This is a genomic window from Pseudomonas graminis (genome assembly GCF_900111735.1).
Taxonomy (GTDB): Bacteria; Pseudomonadota; Gammaproteobacteria; order Pseudomonadales; family Pseudomonadaceae; genus Aquipseudomonas; species Aquipseudomonas graminis.
This window is the reverse complement of sequence record NZ_FOHW01000030.1, coordinates 11,852-33,336: the sequence shown is the minus strand read 5'-3', so window position 1 is coordinate 33,336 and position 21,485 is coordinate 11,852. Positions and strand designations below refer to the sequence as shown.

Sequence of the window (21,485 nt, the reverse complement as noted above, 5' to 3'; positions counted from 1 at the left end):
CACACTCAAAGAGGAATCCCATGCGTCTTATCCGCATGCTGTTGGTATCTGCACTGGCTTTTTCTGCTCTCTCGGCCCACGCCGACAGCAAGGACGTGGCACGTCTGACCCAACTGCTGGAAAACTCGAAAACCCTGAGCGGGCGCTTCTCCCAGCTCACCCTCGACGGTGGCGGCACGCAGTTGCAGGAAACCACCGGCGAAATGACCTTGCAGCGCCCGGGCCTGTTCTACTGGCACACCGACGCGCCGCAGGAGCAGCTGATGGTGTCCGACGGCAAGAAGGTTTCCCTGTGGGACCCTGACCTGGAGCAGGTCACCATCAAGACCCTCGACCAGCGTCTGACCCAGACCCCGGCGCTGCTGCTGTCCGGCGACGTCTCAAAAATCAGCGAAAGCTTCGACATCACTGCCAAGGAAGCGGGCGGCGTGATCGACTTCGTGCTCAAGCCTAAATCCAAGGACACCCTGTTCGATAGCCTGCGCCTGTCCTTTCGCAACGGCATGATCAACGACATGCAACTGATCGACAGCGTCGGCCAGCGCACCAACATCCTGTTCACCGGCGTCAAGGCCAACGAGCCTGTCGCGGCGAGCAAATTCCAGTTCCAGATCCCGAAGGGCGCTGACGTCATTCAGGAATAAAAGGGGCTCACCTGTTTCATGGACCTGTTCAGCACTGAACCGATCGCGCAACCGTTGGCCGCCCGCCTGCGAGCGACCAATCTGGATGAGTACGTCGGCCAGCAGCACCTGCTTGCCCACGGCAAGCCGCTGCGTGAAGCGCTGGAGCAGGGCGCCCTGCATTCGATGATTTTCTGGGGACCTCCCGGCGTGGGCAAAACCACCCTGGCGCGGTTGCTGGCAAAAGTCTCCGACGCGCATTTTGAAACGGTGTCGGCGGTGCTGGCGGGGGTCAAAGAGATCCGCCAGGCGGTGGAGATCGCCAAGCAACAGGCGGGTCAATACGGCCGCCGCACGATTCTGTTCGTCGACGAAGTACACCGCTTCAACAAGTCGCAGCAGGATGCGTTTCTGCCCTACGTCGAAGATGGCACGCTGATCTTCATCGGCGCCACCACCGAAAACCCTTCTTTCGAGCTCAACAACGCGCTGCTGTCCCGCGCCCGTGTCTACGTGCTCAAGAGCCTGGACGAAGGAGCGCTGCGTCAGTTGGTCAACCGCGCGCTGAACGAAGAGCGCGGGCTGGGCAATCGGCATCTGACCCTGGGTGACGAGGCGTTCAAGACGCTTCTGGCCGCAGCGGATGGCGATGGTCGGCGGATGCTCAATCTGCTGGAGAACGCCTCGGACCTGGCGGAAGACGGCAGCGAAATCGATCCCGAGTTGCTGCAAAGCCTGCTCGGTGACAGCCGCCGTCGCTTCGACAAGGGCGGCGAAGCGTTCTACGACCAGATTTCCGCGCTGCACAAATCCATTCGCGGCTCCAATCCAGACGCTGCGCTGTACTGGTTCGCGCGGATGATCGACGGCGGCTGCGACCCGCTGTATCTGGCGCGGCGCGTGGTGCGCATGGCCAGCGAAGACATCGGTAACGCCGATCCGCGCGCCTTGCCGCTGTGCATGTCGGCGTGGGATGTGCAGGAACGCCTCGGCAGCCCGGAAGGCGAGTTGGCCGTGGCCCAGGCCATCGTTTATCTGGCTTGCGCGCCGAAGAGCAACGCCGTCTACATGGGTTTCAAGATGGCTATGCGTGAAGCCACCGAGCACGGTTCGCTGGAAGTGCCGCTGCACCTGCGCAACGCACCGACCAAGCTGATGAAGCAGCTGGGCTACGGCGAAGAATACCGCTACGCCCACGACGAGCCGGACGCTTATGCGGCGGGTGAAGACTACTTCCCCGACGAGCTCGAACCGCGCCAGTATTACCAGCCGGTCCCCCGCGGCCTTGAGCTGAAGATCGGCGAAAAACTCAAACACCTGTCGGCGCTCGACCGCGCCAGCCCCCGTCAACGGAGAAAATAATGATTCAGTTGATTCTTGCCGTGTCCGCCGGTGGCGTGGCTGGTACATTATTGCGCTTCGCCACGGGTAACGTGGTCACTGCGAACTGGCCGCGCTATTTTTACACGGCGACATTGGCGGTGAACCTGGTGGGCTGCCTGCTGATCGGTCTGCTCTACGGGCTTTTTTTGATTCGCCCTGAGGTCCCGATCGAGTTGCGCGCCGGATTGATGGTGGGATTCCTCGGTGGTTTGACGACGTTTTCGTCTTTCTCACTGGACACGATTCGTTTGCTTGAAAGCGGCCAGGCTCCTCTGGCCATTGGCTACGCCCTCATCAGCGTACTGGGCGGGCTGCTCGCGACATGGGCTGGCCTGTCTTTGACCCGAATTTAATATACGAGAGACCGATATGCTCGACTCCAAACTGTTACGTACCCAACTTCAGGACGTAGCGGATCGCCTGGCTTCCCGTGGCTTCACACTGGACGTGGCCCGCATCGAAGCGCTGGAAGCCCAGCGCAAGACGGTGCAGACCCGCACCGAACAGCTTCAGGCCGAGCGTAACGCCCGTTCCAAATCTATCGGTCAGGCCAAGCAGCGCGGTGAAGACATCGCGCCGTTGATGGCCGACATCGATCGCATGGCCGAAGAGCTGAGCACCGGCAAGAAAGAGCTGGATGCCATTCAGTCCGAGCTCGATGCCATGGCGCTGAGCATGCCGAACCTGCCCCACGAATCGGTCCCGGTGGGCGCTGACGAAGAACAGAACGTTGAAGTGCGCACCTGGGGCACGCCGGCGTCGTTCGACTTCGCGGTTCAGGACCACGTTGCGTTGGGCGAGAAGTTCGGCTGGCTGGACTTCGAAACCGCCGCCAAGCTGTCCGGTGCCCGTTTCGCCCTGTTGCGTGGCCCGATTGCGCGCCTGCACCGTGCGCTGGCGCAGTTCATGATCACGCTGCACATCAATGAGCATGGTTACGAAGAGACTTACACGCCGTATCTGGTCCAGGCGCCTGCGTTGCAGGGCACCGGCCAGCTGCCGAAATTCGAAGAAGACCTGTTCAAGATTTCCCGCGAAGGCGAAGCCGATCTGTACCTGATCCCCACCGCCGAAGTGTCGCTGACCAACATCGTCTCCGGCGAAATCCTCGATCCTAAACAGCTGCCATTGAAGTTCGTCGCCCACACCCCGTGCTTCCGCAGCGAAGCCGGCGCGTCGGGCCGCGATACCCGCGGCATGATCCGTCAGCACCAGTTCGACAAGGTCGAGATGGTGCAGATCGTCGAGCCGGAGAAATCCATGGAAGCGCTGGAGAGCCTGACCGGTCACGCCGAGCGCGTTCTGCAGTTGCTCGAATTGCCGTACCGCGTACTGGCGCTGTGCACCGGCGACATGGGTTTCAGTGCGGTCAAGACCTATGACCTGGAAGTGTGGATTCCGAGCCAGGACAAATACCGTGAAATCTCGTCGTGCTCCAACTGCGGCGATTTCCAGGCGCGTCGCATGCAGGCGCGCTGGCGCAACCCGGAAACCGGCAAGCCGGAACTGGTTCACACGCTCAACGGTTCGGGCCTCGCGGTTGGTCGCACGTTGGTGGCGGTGCTGGAAAACTACCAGCAGGCCGATGGCTCGATCCGCGTGCCGGAAGTCCTCAAGCCCTGGATGGGCGGCATCGAGGTGATCGGCTAAATGGAATTTCTGCCGCTGTTCCATAACCTTCGGGGCGCTCAAGTGCTGGTGGTCGGCGGCGGCGAGATTGCCTTGCGCAAGTCTCGCTTGCTGGCTGAGGCCGGGGCGGTGCTGCGCGTGGTTGCCCCCGAGATCGGAGCCGAAGTGCGCGAGCTGATCGAGCGCAGCGGCGGGGAACAGATTCTGCGCGGCTACACCGAGTCGGACCTCAACGGCTGCGTGCTGATCATCGCTGCCACCGACGACGAACCGCTCAATGCGCAGGTGTCTGCCGATGCACGCCAGCGCGGCGTGCCGGTCAACGTGGTGGATGCGCCTGCGCTGTGCAGCGTGATCTTCCCGGCGATCGTCGACCGGTCGCCGCTGGTGATTGCGGTGTCCAGCGGTGGCGATGCTCCGGTGCTGGCACGTCTGATCCGCGCCAAGCTGGAAACCTGGATTCCACCGACTTACGGGCATCTGGCCGGTTTGGCCGCACGCTTTCGTCATCAGGTGAAAGGACTGTTTCCCAACGTTCAGCAGCGTCGGGCGTTCTGGGAGGATGTATTCCAGGGGCCCATCGCTGACCGGCAGCTGGCCGGACAGGGCGCCGAAGCCGAGCGGTTGCTGCGAGCGAAGATCGACGGCGATGCGCCGCCCACGACCGGTGAGGTGTACCTCGTGGGCGCGGGGCCGGGCGATCCTGATCTGCTGACCTTTCGCGCACTGCGTCTGATGCAGCAGGCTGACGTGGTGCTTTACGACCGCTTGGTTGCACCGGCGATTCTTGACTTGTGCCGCCGCGACGCCGACCGGGTCTACGTTGGCAAGCAGCGCGCCGATCACGCTTTGCCTCAGGACCAGATCAACCAGCAGTTGGTGGACCTGGCCAAGCAGGGCAAACGCGTGGTGCGGCTCAAGGGCGGCGATCCGTTCATCTTCGGCCGTGGCGGTGAGGAAATCGAAGAGCTGGCGGCCCACGGTATTCCTTTCCAGGTCGTGCCTGGCATCACCGCAGCCAGTGGCTGTGCGGCGTATGCGGGGATTCCGCTGACCCACCGCGATCACGCGCAGTCCGTGCGTTTCGTGACGGGCCACCTGAAGAACGGCTCTACCGACTTGCCGTGGAAAGACCTGGTGTCGCCATCGCAAACCCTGGTGCTCTACATGGGCCTGATCGGACTGCCGGTCATTTGTGAGCAGTTGATCAAGCACGGTCGCTCTGCCGATACCCCGGCTGCGCTGATCCAGCAGGGCACCACCGTCAATCAGCGCGTCTTCACCGGCACGCTGGCCAATCTGCCGCAACTGGTCGCGGAGCATGAAGTTCATGCGCCGACGCTGGTTATTGTGGGGGAAGTGGTGAAACTGCGGGAGAAACTGGCGTGGTTCGAAGGCGCTCAGGGGACCGTCTGATCTCGCCCCAGTCTGTTGGCGGTAAGTAATCAATCGCGGTCGGACGCCAAACACGTACGTCCGCCGAGGGCCCACGTCGGGCGCAAAATCCGTAGGAGCCGGCTTGCTGGCGAACGCGGTGGATCAGCGCCACATCCGTAGCTGATCCTCCGCAATCGCGGGCAAGCGCGCTCCTACAGTGATTTTGCGGTGAATGATCGAGTGGCTTTCACGCCTTCAACCGTTCTGCAAGATCCCTTTCCCGCTCAAACGCCCGCGATCATGCTCGCCGCTGAAATCCTGCTGTGGCCCTTTTGGCACGACGCCGGTCGGGTTGATGGTGGCATGGCTGCCGTAGTAGTGATGCTTGATGTGTACAAAATCCACCGTCTCCGCCACACCCCGCAGCTGATACATTTCGCGCACCCAGTTGCTCAGGTTCGGGTAGTCGGCGATGCGCCGCAGGTTGCACTTGAAGTGCCCGTGATACACCGCGTCAAAGCGAATCAGCGTGGTAAACAGGCGCACGTCCGCTTCGGTCAGGTATTCACCCGCCAGGTAGCGTTTCTCGCCGAGCAGTGTTTCCAGCGCATCCAGCTCGGCAAACACTTCATCGAAGGCCTCTTCGTAAGCACCTTGTGACGTGGCGAATCCGGCGCGATAGACACCGTTGTTCACGGCCGGGTAAATACGGTCGTTCAGCCGGTCGATCTCGTTGCGCAGCGACTCTGGGTACAGATCCAGGTGATTGCCGGTCAGGTCATCGAATGCCGAGTTGAACATCCGGATGATTTCCGACGACTCATTGCTGACGATGCGATTCAGCTGCTTGTCCCACAGCACCGGCACGGTGACCCGACCGGTGTAATCGGCGGTGTCGGTGAGGTAGCGCTGGTACATGAAGGTATGGCCATCCAGCGCATCGCCGGTGGAGCCGGCCTGCTTGTCGAACGTCCAGCCGTTTTCGCGCATCAGCCAACTGACCACGGAAACGTCGATCAGACTTTCCAGCCCTTTGAGCTTACGGACGATCAGCGTGCGATGGGCCCACGGGCAGGCCAGGGAAACGTACAAATGGTAGCGACCGGCCTCCGCCTTGAAGCCGCCTTCACCGGATGGGCCGGGCTGACCATCGCGGGTTACCCAGTTCCGGCGCTTGGCCTGCTCGCGCTGAAAAGCGCCGTCTTTGCTGCTTTCGTACCACTGGTCTTGCCAGCGTCCTTCAACGAGAAGGCCCATGTCTGACTCCAAATTGAGCTGTACCGAAGTACGTTGGAGATCAGTCTAAAGGCAATCGTTCGAACGAATAACGCAAAGACTGGGCGGTAGCTATCGGCTAAATCGATCTGTTGCGGTTTGCCCAATACTGCTCCGCCTGGGCGAAGGCTTCAGCCCGCGTCAACCCGAGGCCCCGCAGTGCCAGCGCCATGGTTGCGATCAGCGCCAGTTGCGGGTAACTGTCCTCGATGTCGCCTTTCCAGATCGCGACCAGATGATGCGGGTCCAGGGTCGCCGGCTTCACGTGGCGACGGTCCGACAATGCCGGCCATTCTTCATCCCACGGCTGGCCATCGGTGGTGCCGTACAAGTGGCTGATGGTGTCGGGATTGATCTCGACTTCACCACCGTCGCCCTTGATCACGATGGCGTGGTCGCCGAGCAGGCTGCTGGCGTCGCGGTGCACGCCCTGATACCCAGGATGGAAAATACTCTGCAGCCCGCAGCGGGCGCCCAGTGGATTGAGAATGCGCGCCAGCGAGTGGATCGGCGAGCGCAAACCCAGCGTGTTGCGCAGATCGATCATGCGCTGTAGCTGCGGCGCCCAGTCACCAAGGGGGAAGAACGCAATATTGTGTTGCTCCAGCGCTTCACCCACCGCCTGCCAGTTGCGGCACAGCGGAATCTCCAACAGGCCCAGCAACTGCTCGCTGTACAGGCGGCCGGCGGTGTGAGCGCCGCCGCCGTGCATCAGTACGCGCACGCCATTCTGCGCGAGGCACTTGGCCGCCAGCAGGTACCACGGCAGATGGCGCTTTTTGCCAGCGTAGGTCGGCCAGTCAATATCGACCGTCAGTTCCGGCGCATGCAGACGCTCGCGCACCGCTTCGGTGAAGCCCGCGAGCTCATCCGGGCTCTCTTCCTTGTGCCGCAGCAGCATCAGGAAAGCGCCGAGCTGGGTGTCTTCGACTTTTTCATCGAGCACCATGCCCATGGCTTCCCGGGCTTCGGTGCGGGTCATGTTGCGCGCACCACGCTTGCCCTTGCCGAGAATACGAACGAAGGGCGCGAAGGGATGCTCGGCAGGGGTTTCGGTGACGAGGGAAGTGAAGTCGGTCATAGACAATTGGTCGGCTTTGGCAGGCCCGCCAGCTTGGCGGCAAGTTTGGCGGGAGTGCCGTTGAACAGACGATTCAGGTGCAGACTGTTGCCTTTGTCGGCGCCCAGTTTCAGCGCGGTGTACTTGACCAGCGGCCGTGTGGCCGGGGACAGCTGAAATTCTGCATAGAACGCCCGCAGCAATTCGAGGATTTCCCAGTGATCGGGCGTGAGGACGATGTCTGCCTCAAGGGCCAGGGCTTCAGCGACTTCGCTGGACCAGTCGTGCAGGTCGTCGAGATAGCCGTCTTTGTCGAGCGCGATGCTGCGTCCGTCGACGATGAGCTGTTTCATAGCCACGTGTTGACCTTGTCGTAGTGCACCGAGAGCGCAACGAAGCCGGCGTAGTCGACGCCTTCGGCCCAGTCTGGCAGCGCGATGTGTCGAGCGGTGGCGTCTTCATCGAGCACGAACAGCTTCAGGCCGCCGGTTTTTGCGCTCAGTGTCTGGGCGGTGGCGGTGTCTGCGCGCAACGCATAGGTCGCGTCGCCGCACAAAAGGATTGCGTCTTCGCTGCCGAGCACGCGCAGGCAACTGCTCAGGCGTGAGTCGGTGAACGGGGAGTGAGAGAGTACGTGCAGGGTAGCCATCAGATCGTGATCACCTGGTCGTAACGGTCAATGAGCGCGGCGATTTGCGTGTCATCCAGCACCTCGAGTGGCTCGACACTCAACCCGGACGGCTGCATCCCTCGCTCATTCAGGCTGGTGCTGCAGGCGAACAGCTCTTCCACACCGAACATCGACAACGCCTGAAGGTTGGCGGTCAGGTCTTTCTGCTGCACCTGGCTGGCGTTCTGCGCCGTCGCCAACTGAAATACGCCGTCGTCCATGAACAGCATGGCCACCGGCAGATCGAACGCGCCGCCGGCCAGGGCAATGTCCAATGCCTCGCGGGCATCCGGACCTGACCAGGGCGCCTGACGGCTGATGATCAATAACGACTTCGCCACGTTACGGCCCTCCAAAGCAGATCAAGCGATCGGCCGCCTGGACCGCGTCATGCAGCTGACCCAGCCCCGACAACTCCCAGGGTGCCGGCAGGTTCGCCGCAGGTCTTGAATAACGCTCCGCTTCTTCGGCATTCAACACACCCCGGCGCAGGGCCGCTGCAATGCAGACCACGCCGTCCAGCTGGTGGGTGGTGACGAAATCACGCCATTGCGCGGCGGTGTCCGACTCGTCCTGGGGCGACACCACATTGCCGGACGCGCTGTGCACGCCGTCCTGATAGAAGAACAGGCGCACGATTTCATGGCCCTGGGCCAACGCGGCTTTGGCGAACAGCAACGCCCGTCGGGAGGAGGGCGCGTGGGCGGGCGAATGCAGGGCGATGGCGAACTTCATGGGCGGCTCGGTGGGGCGCTGACGGGGAACATGGGCGCAATGATAAAGAATTCACGAACGCCGGACAGCAAAAAGCCCGCCGAAGCGGGCTTTTTGTTGAAGCGGGCGAACTGATCAGTCTTTGCTGCCCATGATGCCGAAGATCTGCAACAGGCTGATGAACAGGTTGTAGATCGACACATACAGGCTGATGGTCGCCATGATGTAGTTGCGCTCACCGCCCTGAATGATCGCGCTGGTCTGGAACAGAATGCAGACCGACGAGAACAGCACGAAGCCGGCGCTGATCGCCAGTTGCAGGCCGCTGATCTGGAAGAACATGCTGGCCACCACGGCGCCGAGCAATACGAAGAAGCCTGCGGTGATGAAGCCGCCGAGGAAGCTCATGTCCTTGCGCGTGATCAGCACATAGGCCGACAGACCACCGAAGACCAGTGCCGTCATCGCGAACGCGGAAGCAACGACTTCAGCGCCGCCCTGCATGCCGATATAACGGTTGAGGATCGGGCCGAGGATGAACCCCATGAAGCCCGTCAGCGCGAACGCCGAAACCAGACCCCACGCCGAGTCGCGCAATTTGTTGGTGAGGAAGAACAGACCGTAGAAGCCGATCAGCACGACGAAGACGTTCGGGTAACGGAAGTTCATCTGTTGGGAGACAAACGCCATGACGCCGCTGAAGGCGAGGGTGAGGGCCAGAAGGCCGTAAGTGTTGCGCAGGACGCGGCTAACCTCTAGCTGCTCGACCTGCACGCGGTTGTTGACTGCGTAATCCTGTTCGCGCATGGCGCTACTCCTGGTGGTAAAAACGAAGGGTTTGAAACCTCAAGTTGCAAAGATCATAACAGAGGCGAGGCAGCGCGCTAGCCGGAGAGTTTGACAGCTTGTTTCATTACGGTATTATGGCGCCCGCAAAGCGCCGGAGGGGTGAAAAACCTTCGACGCCAAATGCTTCGGGGAATTGGCAGAGTGGTTGAATGCACCGGTCTTGAAAACCGGCGAACGTTAATAGCGTTTCTAGGGTTCGAATCCCTAGTTCCCCGCCAAACACAGTAAAAAGCCCTGCATATGCGGGGCTTTTTCGTTTCCGGGGTTTGGTGCGCGATGATGACTGCCGCTGGCCGCCGCCGTTCAAGACGTTGACGCAGGGGAGCCTTGGATTCAGGTAACGAACGGCTGCGCCGATATAAGTGGCACGTTCGACGCATCCAAGGCACACCCATGTTCAATCGCTTCTCTATTCAGTGGAAAATCACGCTGCTCGCAGCCCTTTGTCTGTTGTTCATCGTTACGCTGCTGGTCGGCGCTTCGCTGTATCAGTCGCGAAGCAGTGCCCGGATTGTCCAGGCTTCCAGCACCGCCATGCTCCAGGAGTCCGCGCAGAAACGCATGGCTGCTCGCGGCGAGACTCAAGCCCTGCGCATCCAGCGCTACTTTATGGACGTTTACCAGTACAGCGAAGGGTTTACCCGGCAAGTAAAAATGCTGATGGCCCAGGCACGGCAGCACAGCATCGACCCCAAATCCGTGCGTGCCGATCTCTCCTCACACATACACGACGCTCTCCAGGGCAACCCCAATCTGCTGGGACTGTATGTGGTCTTCGAGGCCAATGGTCTTGACGGGCAGGACGAGCAGTTTTTAAACCAGCCGACGTTAGGCAGTAATGAAAAGGGCCGCTTCGCCCTGTACTGGTCACAATCCAACGACGGAACACTCGAAGCCGAGGCCATGAAGGAAAAACTACTCACTGACACCACCGTGATGAGCAATGGCTCTGCCTATAATTTTTGGTACACCTGCCCTGTTGCCAGCGGCAAAACCTGCGTACTCGATCCCTATGTAGATGAAGTGGACGACGTCAAAACGTTGATGACCAGCATTGCGGTTCCGCTTGTCGTAGATGGCAAGGTCGTGGGTGTTGTCGGGGCTGACATTAGTCTGGCCAGCCTTCAGGAGATCAGCAACAAGGCAAATGCCGAGCTGTACGACGGCCAAGGTCATATCAGCATTGTCAGTCCCATGGGCCTTTTTGCTGCCCATAGCGGCGATGCCTCTTTGCTGGGCAAACCGTTGAGCACGGGCTTTGGTGCCCAAGCTGCTGAGCTCGTTAGCCTGACCGCCAGCGGTCGCTCGCAGATGCTGCGTCAGGGGGCGCTGCTGCAGGTGCTGGAACCGCTGATACCCATTCCCGGCTCCAAGCCCTGGAGTGTGCTGCTCGAAGTGCCAGAAGAAATCCTGACCGCGCCGGCGAGAAAGCTTGAAGCGGAACTCGACAACCGTCGCTCCAGCGACAGCCGTATGGCGCTAGGCATGGGCTTGCTGGCCGTTATTGCCGGTCTGGTGCTGATGTGGCTGAACGCCCGCGGCGTCACTCGGCCCATTTTGAAAGTGGCGGATATGCTCAAGGACATCGCTACCGGAGAAGGGGACCTTACTCGCCGCCTGGATTACAAAAAGGACGACGAATTGGGCAAGCTGGTTGGCTGGTTCAACCGTTTCCTCGACAAGCTGCAGCCGATCATTGCCGACGTGAAGCTATCCGTCCTGGATGCACGTTCCACCGCTGACCAGTCGGCAGCTATCGCAAAACAAACGAGTGACGGAATGCAACAGCAGTTCCGTGAAGTGGATCAGGTGGCCACCGCTTTTCAGGAAATGAGCGCTACCGCCCATGATGTTGCTCACAATGCAGCGCAAGCAGCCGAAGCTGCCCGCAGTGCCGATGAAGCGACCCATGAAGGGCTCGCCGTCATTGACACCACCACCACGGCCATTGAATTGCTGGCGAACAAGATGACTGTGGCCATGGGTGAGGTGGAAGGTCTTTCCAACAGCAGCCAACAGATTGGCTCTGTACTGGAAGTGATCCGCTCGATTGCCGATCAGACAAACCTTCTGGCACTCAACGCGGCCATTGAAGCTGCCCGAGCCGGTGATGCCGGTCGAGGTTTTGCTGTGGTGGCTGACGAGGTCCGCAGCCTTGCCAAGCGCACCCAGGATTCGGTTGAAGAAATCCGCCAGGTGATTGAGGGCCTTCAAAGCGGCACGCGCGACGTCGTCGGTACCATGGGCACGAGCCATGAACAGGCGCAGAACAGCGTACGCCAAGTGGAGCTTGCGGTGAGTGCGCTCAAGCGCATCAGTGCAGCGGTAGGGATGATTACCGACATGAACCTGCAGATCGCCAGCGCCGCCGAAGAACAAAGTCTGGTGGCGGAAGAAATCAACAGTAACGTGGCTGCCATTCGCGACGTGACTGAAAGCATCTCCCGGCAGGCGGGCGAGTCAGCGCAGGTGAGCCAGATGCTCAATAAATTGGCCAACCACCAACAAGCATTGATGGGACAATTTAAAGTCTAGGCGGCGGACATATCTCGGCTGGACGTCAAGCTCGGCGTTCCCTTCAGCTGAGGTCGTTGCCTGACGGCGCATTCGCTCAAAGGTCGGGGCTCAAGTGATAGTGGCTTGAGCCGTCGAGAGGATGCGTTTCCTTGCGTGCATGCCCGCCCGGTTGAACGCATCCGTGCGCTCCTGCACAATCGACCTGCCCCCTATCCTCAGCAGCGCGCTGCAGTCCCCTCTTAAGGAACACCATGCCGTTTAAAGACCTTTGCCTGGCATTGCTGGTCATCATTGCGTGGGGTTTGAATTTCATCGTGATCAAATACGGGCTGGATGGCCTGCCGCCGATGTTGCTCGGCGCGCTGCGGTTCACGCTGGTCGCGATTCCTGCCGTGTTCTTTATCCGTCGTCCGCAGTTGCCCTGGTTCTGGCTGCTGGCGTACGGCGCGACCATTTCTTTCGGTCAGTTCGCCTTTCTGTTCGAGAGCATGGCCCATGGCATGCCACCGGGGCTGGCCTCCCTGCTGCTGCAGGCGCAGGCGTTCTTCACGCTGCTATTCGCGGCGATCTTCATCGGTGAGAAATTACGCGTGTACAGCGTGGCGGGCTTAATCATCGCGGCTGGCGGATTGACCCTTATCGGCATGGGCACGGGGGCTGCGACACCGCTGCTGGCGGTGTTGCTGGTGTTGTGCGCGGCGTCGATGTGGGCGTTGGGCAATATCATCACGCGCCGGTTCGGCAACGTTGATCTGGTTGCCCTGGTGGTCTGGGGTGCGATTGTTCCGCCGCTACCTTTTCTCGCCATGTCGCTGTGGCTGGAGGGGCCGGCGCTCATTGAGCATTCGTTGCTTAATTTGGGATGGAGCTCGGTGCTGTCGCTGGCTTACCTGGCCTTCGTCGCTACGCTTTTCGGCTACATCAGCTGGAGCAAGCTGCTGTCTCGCTACCCGGCAGGCAAGGTCGCGCCGTTTTCCCTGCTGGTGCCGGTGGTCGGCCTGAGCTCCTCGGCTTTGGTGTTGGGGGAAAGACTGAGCCTGCTGCAATGCGCAGGCGGGATGCTTGTCATGCTGGGTCTGACGGTCAATTTGCTGGGCCCCAAATTATTCGGTAGAGGGCGACGCGCGGTGGCTTGATGACGGGCGACGCGGGATCACTTTCGCAAAACCACGCGTATCCATTGCAGCGCTGCGTCTTTGCGCAGCGCAAGCCGTTTGCCAAGCCTTCCCGGCGTCACGATTGTGTGGGGTGTGACCACTGCGCTGCAGTCAGTGCCCCATTGGCGTCTCTAAACCGCCCGGTTTGTCATGAATTCCGAAGCGATCCACAAGGGTTGCACTGGCCTGGTTCATCCCGATGACATCCACATGGACCCCCAGCCGACGAAGCTTGAACACCACTTTGTCCAATGCCGCAACCGCCGTGATGTCCCAGAAATGGGCTTCGCGAAGGTCAACTACCAGCGTATCGAGGGGCTCCTTGAGATCAAAGGATCGGATAAACCTGTCCGCTGATCCGAAGAACACCTGACCGGTTACCTGATACGTGCGGTGAGGGTGCTCGGGATCACGGGTTGAGCTCACCTCCAGTTGATGCCCGATCTTGTTTGCGAAGAACATCGCCGCCAGCAAGGTGCCCGCGACGACCCCGAAAGCCAGGTTGTCGGTGGCGACCACGACCACAACCGTCACCACCATGACGATGTTGGTTGAAAGCGGATACTTTTTGAGGTTGCGGATCGAGTCCCAGCTGAACGTGCTGATCGACACCATGATCATCACGGCCACTAGCGCCGCCATCGGGATTTTCGCAAGCCAGTCGCCGAGGAAGACCATCATCACCAGCAGCGATACCCCGGCGCTCAGCGTGGACAGTCGGGTGCGGCCGCCGGATTTCACGTTGATCATCGACTGCCCGATCATTGCGCAACCTGCCATGCCGCCTATCAGGCTGGACGCGATGTTCGCGATGCCTTGCCCCTTGCACTCGCGGTTCTTGTCGCTGGAGGTGTCAGTCAGGTCGTCGACGATGGTCGCGGTCATCATCGACTCCAGCAGACCTACGACCGCCAGGGCGGCAGAGTAGGGCAAAACGATCAGCAGGGTGTCGAGGTTCAGCGGCACGTCCGGCCACAGAAATATCGGCAGGCTGTCAGGCAACGATCCCATGTCGCCTACGGTATGTACGGTCAGTCCCAGTGAGATTGAAATCGCCGTGAGTACGATAATGCACACCAGCGGCGAGGGGAGCAGCTTCCCCAGCACGGGCAGTCTTGGAAACAGGTAAATGATGGCCAGCCCGCCGGCCGTCAGGGCATAAACCGGCCAGGTCACGCCTGTGAGTTCCGGCAGTTGTGCCATGAAGATCAGGATCGCCAGCGCGTTCACGAACCCGGTCACGACGGAGCGGGAGACGAAACGCATCAGCTCGCCCAGGCGCAGATAACCGGCAATGATTTGAAGCATCCCGCACAACAACGAGGCTGCCAGAAGGTACTCAAGACCGTGGTCTCTGACCAGATTGACCATGAGCAGCGCCATCGCTCCGGTCGCCGCCGATACCATTGCCGGGCGGCCGCCCACGAAGGCGATGACGGTGCAAATGCAGAAAGAGGCATACAGGCCGACCTTTGGATCGACGCCTGCAATGATGGAGAAGGCGATCGCCTCGGGGATAAGGGCCAGCGCAACAACGAGTCCAGCGAGTACGTTCGCTCTGGCGTCGGACAGCCAGGCGGTTCTGAAGTTTTCGAACATTAATTCACCCATGGCAGGCACGGCATGACGCGCAGCGGCGGGCGCTGGGCGATACACGTGTGTCTGTTTCATTTGAGTTGTGGATTAGCCGCGGACAGAAAATCAGGCGCAGCAGGATTCGACCGCAGTCAGGTGGCGGTCAGGGTAAAGCGAGGGGGGCGTAGCGCTAAGGCGGCGTAGGCAGCCAGTTGGAACGGGGCAAGGTAGTACCTTTGATTATTCATCGTGGGACATGGGCATGATAATTGTGATCTTGCCGCCCGGTCCAGACTGAATTCGCCCGAGCCGACTGATGGACGTAACAGCAGTAAAACCAAATCGCGCGCTTTAACAAAACTCGGCGTCGGGCACCATCGCGCTGCAAGGCTTGAGCATCAACGCCGACGGCATTGCGGGTCAGGCGACCACGGAGAGTTCGGGCTCTTACACAACGGGTTCCATGAACACGGCAACCAAGCTGCCGCTGTCCATCCGCGAGACGCCGCAGTCGGTGAGTGTGATCACCCGCCAGCGCATGGACGATCAGGGCATGAACGACCTGAGCTGACCACTCGCCATCTGCCACATTGAGTGCCGTTTGATCACCCCGTGCTGCGATCAAACGTCCTCGTTCTGAACTTCCGCCAGCAGGTCGGGCCCAGCCACGGGCTCGATCAACTGTGCGCCCTCGTTGCGTACATTCCCGACCTCCTTGCCCACGGCATGCCAGTGAAAATCGCTGACCGGCCGGCAGCCTTCCTGGGCGATTTGCGTAAGGCGTGACGCCGGCGTCTGCGGATCGACCCATTCCCGGGCGAGTTCGGGTGTCAGCACCAGCGGGCGGCGGTCGTGGATGTCGAGCATGCCGGCATCGCTCGCTGCGGTGATGATGACGAAGCCGTCGCGTTCGTCCGGATCAAGGCCAGGCCTGACCTGTCCCAATGCGGCGAAATACATCGGTTCCTGATCTTTCAAATGGATGAAGTACGGCTGCTTGCGCTTCGAGTCGTTCGGGTCTTTGACCCATTCATACCAGCCGTTGGCTGGCGCGAGGGCGCGACCGTTGGGCCAAAGATCCTTGAAGAACTTGCCTGTCATCACCGTTTCGACCCGCGCATTGATCGGGTCGGGCCGTTTGCCTTTTGCCCAGTGGGGCGACCAGCCCCAGCGTACTTTGTCGACGCTCAGGCCGTCAGCGACCGGCCGGATGATTTCAACGCGGGTGGTCGGCGCCACGTTGTAACGCTCGATGGGCCAGAGATCGTAGCCGTTGATGACCAGCTGCTCTGGCGCCAGCGTCTTGAGGTAATGGTCCATTGGCTCGTAGATCGAGTAGCGTCCGCACATGTGTCACCCGTCGAATTTTCCTGCTTACAAGATTGACCGCACGCGGCTGAGAACGTTAACTGTATATACGTACAGTTAACAAACACAAGGTCAGTCCCATGAGTGTCACCATCCTTGGCCGGTTGTCGGCGGCGGGCGAGCGGTTCCCCCTTTATGCCTTTCAAGTGCCGGCAGGTTTTCCCTCGCCGGCGGCCGATCACATCGAGCGGCATATCTCCCTGGACGAGCTGTTCGATATTCGCGCGCCCCATGTCTATCTCGTAAAAATAGAAGGCGACAGCATGCAGGGCGCGGGCATCTATTGCGGCGACCTGGTGATCGTCGACCGCAGCCTCTATGCCGAGCACGGCGACATCGTCATCGCTGCGCTGAATACCGAGCCGGTCTGCAAGCGCCTGCACATGCGGGGCAACGAGGTCATCCTCAAATCCGAGAACACTAAATACCCGCCGCGCTACGTCATGGAAGGCGACGAGCTGTTGATCTGGGGCGTGGTGAAATACAGCGTTCGCGATCACGACAAGGTGATGCATTCGTGAGGGGCGGGCCTCTGTTATAGAGAACAGGCAAGGGGGCAGGGGCAAAGGCTCAATCCGGAGGGAACCCGCTGGGGGGCGGCAGCCACTCAGGCGGACGCTTCCATGGAATGTCTGCTCATGCGTTTTGATAACCCGTTGCGATCGCTTCAACACTTCGGTGCCTCGGTCTTTCGCCGCCATGACGGCCCGCAGCAGCCCGCCGCCGGGCAAAACCCCGGCGTTGCCCTGCAGCCGTTAGACCCGCCGACGCGTCTCGACCTGGCGGTCAATGCCCAGGGGCGGGTGGAGGTCAGCGATAGAGGGCGCATTGGAGGGCTGGACAACGAACAGCGTCTGTTGAGCGAGATCCTCAACAAGCCGGGCCAGTCGTTTACGAAGCATCCTGGCGGTCAGTTGATCGACGCCCAGGGCTTTGCCGTCAGGGCCGATGCGTCCGCGCATACGGTCCATGCCTATGTTGCTTCCAGGCCTCATCGCACCGGCGGCGTGGCGCCGGCGATACCCTTCGACAAGGGGCATCTGGCTCAGAAAAGCGGCATCTTCGAAGGCGCTGGCAGGGACGTCTGGACCCTTCATGACAAGCAGCTTTTTCGCTTTGGCGGCGACGCCAGTTGGCATGCCGCCGGCGTGCCCGATGGCCACGAGGGCACGTTCAAATCATTGAGCCTTGATGGCAACGATGTCCACGCCCTCGATGAAGCAGGCGTTGTCTGGAAGCTGGGTGACGGTCAGCCAACGCGCGTGATGTTTGCTCATCCGGTCAGTGCGACGGCGGTACGGGGCAATGAGTTGCTCGGTGTGTCGACACACGACGGGGCCGTTCATCTGGAGGAGCCGGAAGGTCGCTCCACGGAACTGACCCTCAACAACGCGCCCTTGGGTGATAAAAAAGCCGACAAGCCTTCAGCCATCGGCGTCGCCGGGCCACATCTGCTGATGGTCGACGGCGGCGGGCGTTTGCACAAAGGTCGGTTGCCCACCGGTGAACAGTGGCCGGACTCGCTCAATCTACAGCCCCACGCTGCGAGGGAGTTGGCGGTCGCGGAGTTTGGCAAGCTGACCTTCAGCGGTCTGTTCAATGACCAGACCGGCAATCTGAACGCGCGGTTCAAGGACGCCCATGGCAAGGAGCACACCGCTCAATGGGACGCCACGAAGGGTGATTTCGTGCCCGGCTGGAATCTCAGTCAATCAACCGCAGTGGTCAGGCAGCAGAATTTGCCGGCGTTGGTGCCAGACGCCCACGAGATGATTCATCTGGACGGCGGCAGCGTGGCGCACAAGGACGGTCAGTTATTGGTGCAAGACCCGAGAACCGACGAGTGGAGCAAAGGTTCGGAGTCGAGTCTGCAAGACCTGCATCAGGGCAACGACGGCTTCGCCTACGTGGTCGATAAAGAAGGCGCGGTCAAGCGTCTGGCCGTGCAGGCCCAGGCGTTGTCGCGGACGATGGGCAGCGGACCGGACCTCACCACCGGCCATGGCACTGAGGTAAAGGCGGGCGCGACGTTGCGTGGCGCCCACGACGTTGTCGCGGAAAAAATCGCGGTGCTCAACGATGATCGCTACGTCACCCTGAGCGACGGACACCTGCGCACCCACGACCAGAAAGGCACGCGTCAGGCACTGCCGCCGTTGCCGGGATTTGGCGACGACGAGACGCTGGGCATTCCGGATCCCCATGAGGTCGACCAGCGCCACATTCAGGACATGACCATCGCAGGCGGCGATCTTTACGTACTCAAGGCCGGCGCGCTGTTTCGCATGGCGGCGCAACACTGGCAGGGCGGAAAACAGGGCCTGGGTGTTCATCACCAGGATCAGTCCGCGTGGAGCCTGGTTGAGCCGAATCTGCCAGCGGGCGTCTCGCTGGACAGCATTCGCACGGCCCCCGATGGCGCCTTGCTGGTGAAGCATGGCACCACCGAACAGCAATTGAATGCCGACGGCAGCCTGACTGCGAAAGCGCCACAGAACCCCAGGCTGACGCGGCAGCATGATTTGCATCAACGCCTGGCCGAACGCGAGCACGCCCTCGGAGGTTTCACCCGCCGCGGCAACCTCAAGGTCAACGCCGCCGTGCTGGGCCGGTCCAATATGGAAACGGTCACGCCCAAGGAAGCCACGCCCGGCCCATTGAGCTACCTGAGGTCGCACTTGCGCGTCGGGGCGGGCCTGCGCAAGCCGTTCGACAAGGCCACCCATGTTTTCAAGGGCCGCAAAGGCCTGGCGGATGTCTATCAAACCGAATCGGACATGCTGGCGCGGCTGGATCAACGCTGGAGGATGAGGCCCACGGCCAGGGTGCCGGCGATGAGCGCGCGGCTGGAGCAGATTCGCGGCAATGGCGCGTTCATCAACAATCCCAAGGCTGATCTGCTCGCCGACGTCATCGAGCAAGCCACCCAGGCGGTTGCCGAAGACACCGAGCGGCTGCTGCGCTCCCTGGCCCAGGACCATGGTGTCCTGACGAGCGACGGGCAGGACAACCCGACGTTCATGCCGTCGAAACCGGTTGCCAACGACATGGTGGCCGGGTTGGCGCACTCCCTGGCGGTTTCCGGCGTGACCGATACACCGTTGAACGGGTTGCTTGAACAGCTGACGTCCCAGCGCTTTCAGGTCGGCCATCGCAAGCCCGATGGGGACCGTGACAGGGGCGATGCGCAGGCGCTGGTCAAGGCGCGGCTGGCGCTCAACGCCGATGTGCTCTTTCAGTTGAATCAGCAGCTTGATCTGCTCACGGCGGCGGCCCGCGAAGGCAATACTTCGAACGCGCTGCTCGATGGCGTGGCCAATACCCTGGAGCAGACTTACGCGAAGGAATACGCCAACGCGCCGCTGAAGAAATACACCGACGCCGGGTTTCGCAGCCACACGGAACTCGAGGCCAGCTACGACGCCAGCAAGACCATGCTCAAATACTTCCGTGATGAAAAGCATCCGATGACGCAGAACCTGCGCGCCGGAATGGACGTCCCGCCTGCGCGCATGAGCGAAGAACTGAGCACGGCACTGCGTCAGCTCAAACCCCGGGAGAACTTGAAAATAAGCCGCAACTATGCCGGCAACGTCACCGCCGGCGTCAGTGGTCCGGTCACCGGGCCGGCGTATCTCGGCGGACGGGTCAACGTCGAGCCGGAGCGCACCTACGGCCTGACCTTTACCCGCTACGAGCGCGGGCTCAAGGTCTCGATGAACCGCGACGGCGCCGTGGCCGGTGGCGGCAACATCGGCTTCGGTGCCGGGTTTGCCGATCACGCCGCGCCGAAACAGGACACCTCCGCCAACCTGATACAGAACGGCAGCTGGATGGGCGTCAGCGCCGACCTCAAATACAAATACACCCAGAGCAACGCGCTGAGTTTCTTCGTGCGCGACGAGGACATCGAAGGCTTCGTGCGGGACCTGACCAGCACACCGTTGCAAAAAAGCAGCGACGCGCAGGGGGCGGTGGCCAGCCGGCTGCACCCACTGTCTTTCCTGGATGAAAGCGCCGAGCAGGAACTGCGCACCGGCACCAAGCACAACGCCGATATAGACCTGAACCTCGGCGCTGAATACCGGCTCAATGCAGGGCAGATCGGCGCGAAGCCGGTCAAGGGCTTCATGCGTCTTTCCGCTGGTGCTGTGGGCACCGCCAACCTCGCCAGCTACGAGCGCGAGCGAGTGAAAGGGCGCGGATCGGACGGTTTGCGCACGGACATCCGGACCGACAACAGGGTACGTTTTCTGGAGAAGGGCGGCGCGACCGCCTACGCGCGGTTGTTCGATGCTGCGTTCAGCTCGCAGCCTAATCGCGTGTTTCTGTCGGGCGGGGTGCCGACGGGTGTCACCGCCAGCGTGGTGGTGGAAAACAAGACCGGCAAAGCGTTCGATATCCGTTTCAAGGACACGTTGCCGTTACTGCCGGCCGAGACCAAAGCGCTCGCCAGCACGCTGGAAAAGGCGTTTCCGTTGATCGATGCGCCGGACCTGTCGGGCAAGGACGCAAAGGCGCAACTGGAAGCGCTGGCGTCGACCTACGCCACCGTGGCGATCCCGCCCGCCGAACCGTTGACCAACGCTCAGTACGCCGCGCTCAACAGCCTCAGCCAGACCCGGCGCCAGGACAAGGCGGCGGATCAGAACACGCGGCTGATGACGACCATGGATTTCACCACCAAACAGAGCAACGTCAACCGCATCGACCGCGCCAGCAACAGCAAGCGCGCCACTGATCCGGTGCGCGTCTGGCTGGGGGGAACGACCAACTCGGGCAATGCCGAGAGAATCGCCGGGTTGATGAGTCAGGACCCCCAACTGGCCGGGCTGGTGAAGGAGCTTCAGGACCGCAGGGGCACTACCCGGGCGGAGATCAAGCTGGAAGTGACGGACGACGCGAAGGCCACGATTGATCAGCAGGCCATCGCCGGGACCCTCACCGACGCCACGTTGAAGGCGATTCTGGACGACGAACAAAACCTGCGGATCAAGAGCATTTCGGTGTTCCGCAACGCCGCCAAAGAGGACTCGTTCACCTTGCCCGGGATCTGGACCAACTTCCGCAGCGGCAGCAACCTGAGTGTCGAGCGGCTGCGCGGCGAGATCACCTTCGACTACGCCGAAGCCCAGCAGGCGCCGGTGGGATACAAACTTGAGGGGCAATTGACTGCCGAGCGCGACACGCCGTCATTGAGGGGCATGGCGGCCCCGGGTGCGGGCAGCTATCGCCCGACGTGAGTGCATTGCTCACCCGCTTCGGTCGGCGTTGTCAGTCCGACCGAA

The 21,485-nt window shown here is 61.2% G+C and carries 17 protein-coding genes, 1 tRNA gene and 3 pseudogenes; 12 read left to right on the top strand and 9 right to left on the bottom strand.

Features of this window, described 5'->3' with window-relative positions; genetic code table 11:
* Window positions 1–20 precede the first annotated feature (20 nt).
* The 5 genes from lolA to cysG are packed head-to-tail and all read left to right on the top strand — an operon-like array spanning window position 21 to window position 5,051.
* Complete coding sequence (gene lolA / locus BMY98_RS19875; RefSeq protein ID WP_074891990.1) at window positions 21–644, top strand: outer membrane lipoprotein periplasmic chaperone LolA; 624 nt, start codon at window positions 21–23, stop codon at window positions 642–644.
* An 18-nt stretch (window positions 645–662) separates the two neighbouring features.
* Window positions 663–1,985 carry a replication-associated recombination protein A gene (locus BMY98_RS19870; RefSeq protein WP_074891988.1) on the top strand — a complete coding sequence of 441 codons (1,323 nt, stop codon included), beginning with the start codon at window positions 663–665 and terminating at the stop codon, window positions 1,983–1,985.
* A complete protein-coding gene (gene crcB / locus BMY98_RS19865) occupies window positions 1,985–2,359 on the top strand; it encodes a fluoride efflux transporter CrcB (RefSeq protein ID WP_074891986.1) in 375 nt (124 codons plus the stop codon). The genes BMY98_RS19870 and crcB overlap by 1 nt, the downstream gene beginning before the upstream one ends.
* Window positions 2,360–2,375: 16 nt before the next feature.
* A complete protein-coding gene (serS, locus tag BMY98_RS19860; protein ID WP_074891984.1) occupies window positions 2,376–3,656 on the top strand; it encodes a serine--tRNA ligase in 1,281 nt (426 codons plus the stop codon).
* Window positions 3,657–5,051, top strand: coding sequence for a siroheme synthase CysG (gene cysG / locus BMY98_RS19855; protein WP_074891982.1), 1,395 nt, complete (start codon window positions 3,657–3,659; stop codon window positions 5,049–5,051).
* A 216-nt stretch (window positions 5,052–5,267) separates the two neighbouring features.
* Here cysG and BMY98_RS19850 read toward each other — a convergent pair whose 3' ends face one another.
* From BMY98_RS19850 to BMY98_RS19820, 7 genes are all read right to left on the bottom strand, one after another.
* Window positions 5,268–6,269 carry a glutathione S-transferase family protein gene (locus BMY98_RS19850; RefSeq protein WP_074891980.1) on the bottom strand — a complete coding sequence of 334 codons (1,002 nt, stop codon included), beginning with the start codon at window positions 6,267–6,269 and terminating at the stop codon, window positions 5,268–5,270.
* Window positions 6,270–6,366: 97 nt separating this feature from the next.
* Window positions 6,367–7,368, bottom strand: a complete 1,002-nt coding sequence (locus BMY98_RS19845) for a glycosyl transferase family protein (RefSeq protein ID WP_074891978.1) — start codon at window positions 7,366–7,368, stop codon at window positions 6,367–6,369.
* Window positions 7,365–7,700, bottom strand: a complete 336-nt coding sequence (locus BMY98_RS19840; RefSeq protein WP_074891976.1) for a TusE/DsrC/DsvC family sulfur relay protein — start codon at window positions 7,698–7,700, stop codon at window positions 7,365–7,367. Before BMY98_RS19840 ends, BMY98_RS19845 begins: the two co-directional genes overlap by 4 nt.
* Window positions 7,697–7,996: a sulfurtransferase complex subunit TusB gene (gene tusB, locus BMY98_RS19835; RefSeq protein ID WP_074891974.1), complete on the bottom strand. Its 300-nt coding sequence runs from the start codon at window positions 7,994–7,996 to the stop codon at window positions 7,697–7,699. Before tusB ends, BMY98_RS19840 begins: the two co-directional genes overlap by 4 nt.
* The gene (tusC, locus tag BMY98_RS19830) at window positions 7,996–8,358 is read right to left on the bottom strand and encodes a sulfurtransferase complex subunit TusC (protein ID WP_074891971.1); all 363 of its coding nucleotides are present in this window, start codon (window positions 8,356–8,358) and stop codon (window positions 7,996–7,998) included. Before tusC ends, tusB begins: the two co-directional genes overlap by 1 nt.
* Before the next feature lies 1 nt (window position 8,359).
* Window positions 8,360–8,752 (bottom strand): sulfurtransferase complex subunit TusD, encoded by a 393-nt coding sequence (tusD, locus tag BMY98_RS19825; RefSeq protein ID WP_074891969.1) that lies wholly within the window; start codon window positions 8,750–8,752, stop codon window positions 8,360–8,362.
* A 114-nt stretch (window positions 8,753–8,866) separates the two neighbouring features.
* Window positions 8,867–9,538: a Bax inhibitor-1/YccA family protein gene (locus BMY98_RS19820; RefSeq protein ID WP_074891968.1), complete on the bottom strand. Its 672-nt coding sequence runs from the start codon at window positions 9,536–9,538 to the stop codon at window positions 8,867–8,869.
* A gap of 169 nt (window positions 9,539–9,707) precedes the next feature.
* On the opposite strand from BMY98_RS19820, the gene BMY98_RS19815 reads away from it, so the two are divergent.
* The 4 genes and pseudogenes from BMY98_RS19815 (at window position 9,708) to BMY98_RS19805 (ending at window position 13,233) form a co-directional block, all read left to right on the top strand.
* A tRNA-Ser gene (locus tag BMY98_RS19815) sits at window positions 9,708–9,798 on the top strand.
* 175 nt (window positions 9,799–9,973) lie between these two features.
* Window positions 9,974–11,209, top strand: a pseudogene (locus BMY98_RS28165) (methyl-accepting chemotaxis protein); the annotation flags it as partial.
* A gap of 384 nt (window positions 11,210–11,593) precedes the next feature.
* Window positions 11,594–12,115: pseudogene (locus BMY98_RS28160) on the top strand (methyl-accepting chemotaxis protein); the annotation flags it as partial.
* 233 nt (window positions 12,116–12,348) lie between these two features.
* The gene (locus tag BMY98_RS19805) at window positions 12,349–13,233 is read left to right on the top strand and encodes an EamA family transporter (RefSeq protein WP_074891964.1); all 885 of its coding nucleotides are present in this window, start codon (window positions 12,349–12,351) and stop codon (window positions 13,231–13,233) included.
* Between the two features lie 132 nt (window positions 13,234–13,365).
* Here BMY98_RS19805 and BMY98_RS19800 read toward each other — a convergent pair whose 3' ends face one another.
* The gene (locus BMY98_RS19800) at window positions 13,366–14,853 is read right to left on the bottom strand and encodes a SulP family inorganic anion transporter (protein WP_074892033.1); all 1,488 of its coding nucleotides are present in this window, start codon (window positions 14,851–14,853) and stop codon (window positions 13,366–13,368) included.
* Window positions 14,854–15,232: 379 nt separating this feature from the next.
* On the opposite strand from BMY98_RS19800, the pseudogene BMY98_RS19795 reads away from it, so the two are divergent.
* A pseudogene (locus BMY98_RS19795) lies at window positions 15,233–15,397 on the top strand (hypothetical protein); the annotation flags it as partial.
* Window positions 15,398–15,450: 53 nt separating this feature from the next.
* On the opposite strand, the gene BMY98_RS19790 reads toward BMY98_RS19795, so the two are convergent.
* Window positions 15,451–16,179 carry an SOS response-associated peptidase family protein gene (locus tag BMY98_RS19790; RefSeq protein WP_074891962.1) on the bottom strand — a complete coding sequence of 243 codons (729 nt, stop codon included), beginning with the start codon at window positions 16,177–16,179 and terminating at the stop codon, window positions 15,451–15,453.
* A 98-nt stretch (window positions 16,180–16,277) separates the two neighbouring features.
* On the opposite strand from BMY98_RS19790, the gene BMY98_RS19785 reads away from it, so the two are divergent.
* Both BMY98_RS19785 and BMY98_RS19780 read left to right on the top strand, forming a co-directional pair.
* Window positions 16,278–16,718, top strand: a complete 441-nt coding sequence (locus BMY98_RS19785; protein WP_065989204.1) for a LexA family protein — start codon at window positions 16,278–16,280, stop codon at window positions 16,716–16,718.
* A gap of 102 nt (window positions 16,719–16,820) precedes the next feature.
* On the top strand, window positions 16,821–21,440 hold the full coding sequence (locus BMY98_RS19780) for an AvrE-family type 3 secretion system effector (protein WP_083398840.1): 4,620 nt from the start codon (window positions 16,821–16,823) through the stop codon (window positions 21,438–21,440).
* Window positions 21,441–21,485: the final 45 nt, after the last annotated feature.

What these genes read in the sequence shown, in the direction of transcription:
- lolA (WP_074891990.1), top strand. Translation starts at nt 21, where the DNA reads ATGCGTCTTATCCGCATGCTGTTGGTATCTGCACTGGCTTTTTCTGCT.
- BMY98_RS19870 (WP_074891988.1), top strand. Translation starts at nt 663, where the DNA reads ATGGACCTGTTCAGCACTGAACCGATCGCGCAACCGTTGGCCGCCCGC.
- crcB (WP_074891986.1), top strand. Translation starts at nt 1,985, where the DNA reads ATGATTCAGTTGATTCTTGCCGTGTCCGCCGGTGGCGTGGCTGGTACA.
- serS (WP_074891984.1), top strand. Translation starts at nt 2,376, where the DNA reads ATGCTCGACTCCAAACTGTTACGTACCCAACTTCAGGACGTAGCGGAT.
- cysG (WP_074891982.1), top strand. Translation starts at nt 3,657, where the DNA reads ATGGAATTTCTGCCGCTGTTCCATAACCTTCGGGGCGCTCAAGTGCTG.
- BMY98_RS19850 (WP_074891980.1), bottom strand. Translation starts at nt 6,269, where the DNA reads ATGGGCCTTCTCGTTGAAGGACGCTGGCAAGACCAGTGGTACGAAAGC.
- BMY98_RS19845 (WP_074891978.1), bottom strand. Translation starts at nt 7,368, where the DNA reads ATGACCGACTTCACTTCCCTCGTCACCGAAACCCCTGCCGAGCATCCC.
- BMY98_RS19840 (WP_074891976.1), bottom strand. Translation starts at nt 7,700, where the DNA reads ATGAAACAGCTCATCGTCGACGGACGCAGCATCGCGCTCGACAAAGAC.
- tusB (WP_074891974.1), bottom strand. Translation starts at nt 7,996, where the DNA reads ATGGCTACCCTGCACGTACTCTCTCACTCCCCGTTCACCGACTCACGC.
- tusD (WP_074891969.1), bottom strand. Translation starts at nt 8,752, where the DNA reads ATGAAGTTCGCCATCGCCCTGCATTCGCCCGCCCACGCGCCCTCCTCC.
- BMY98_RS19820 (WP_074891968.1), bottom strand. Translation starts at nt 9,538, where the DNA reads ATGCGCGAACAGGATTACGCAGTCAACAACCGCGTGCAGGTCGAGCAG.
- BMY98_RS19805 (WP_074891964.1), top strand. Translation starts at nt 12,349, where the DNA reads ATGCCGTTTAAAGACCTTTGCCTGGCATTGCTGGTCATCATTGCGTGG.
- BMY98_RS19800 (WP_074892033.1), bottom strand. Translation starts at nt 14,853, where the DNA reads ATGTTCGAAAACTTCAGAACCGCCTGGCTGTCCGACGCCAGAGCGAAC.
- BMY98_RS19790 (WP_074891962.1), bottom strand. Translation starts at nt 16,179, where the DNA reads ATGTGCGGACGCTACTCGATCTACGAGCCAATGGACCATTACCTCAAG.
- BMY98_RS19785 (WP_065989204.1), top strand. Translation starts at nt 16,278, where the DNA reads ATGAGTGTCACCATCCTTGGCCGGTTGTCGGCGGCGGGCGAGCGGTTC.
- BMY98_RS19780 (WP_083398840.1), top strand. Translation starts at nt 16,821, where the DNA reads ATGGAATGTCTGCTCATGCGTTTTGATAACCCGTTGCGATCGCTTCAA.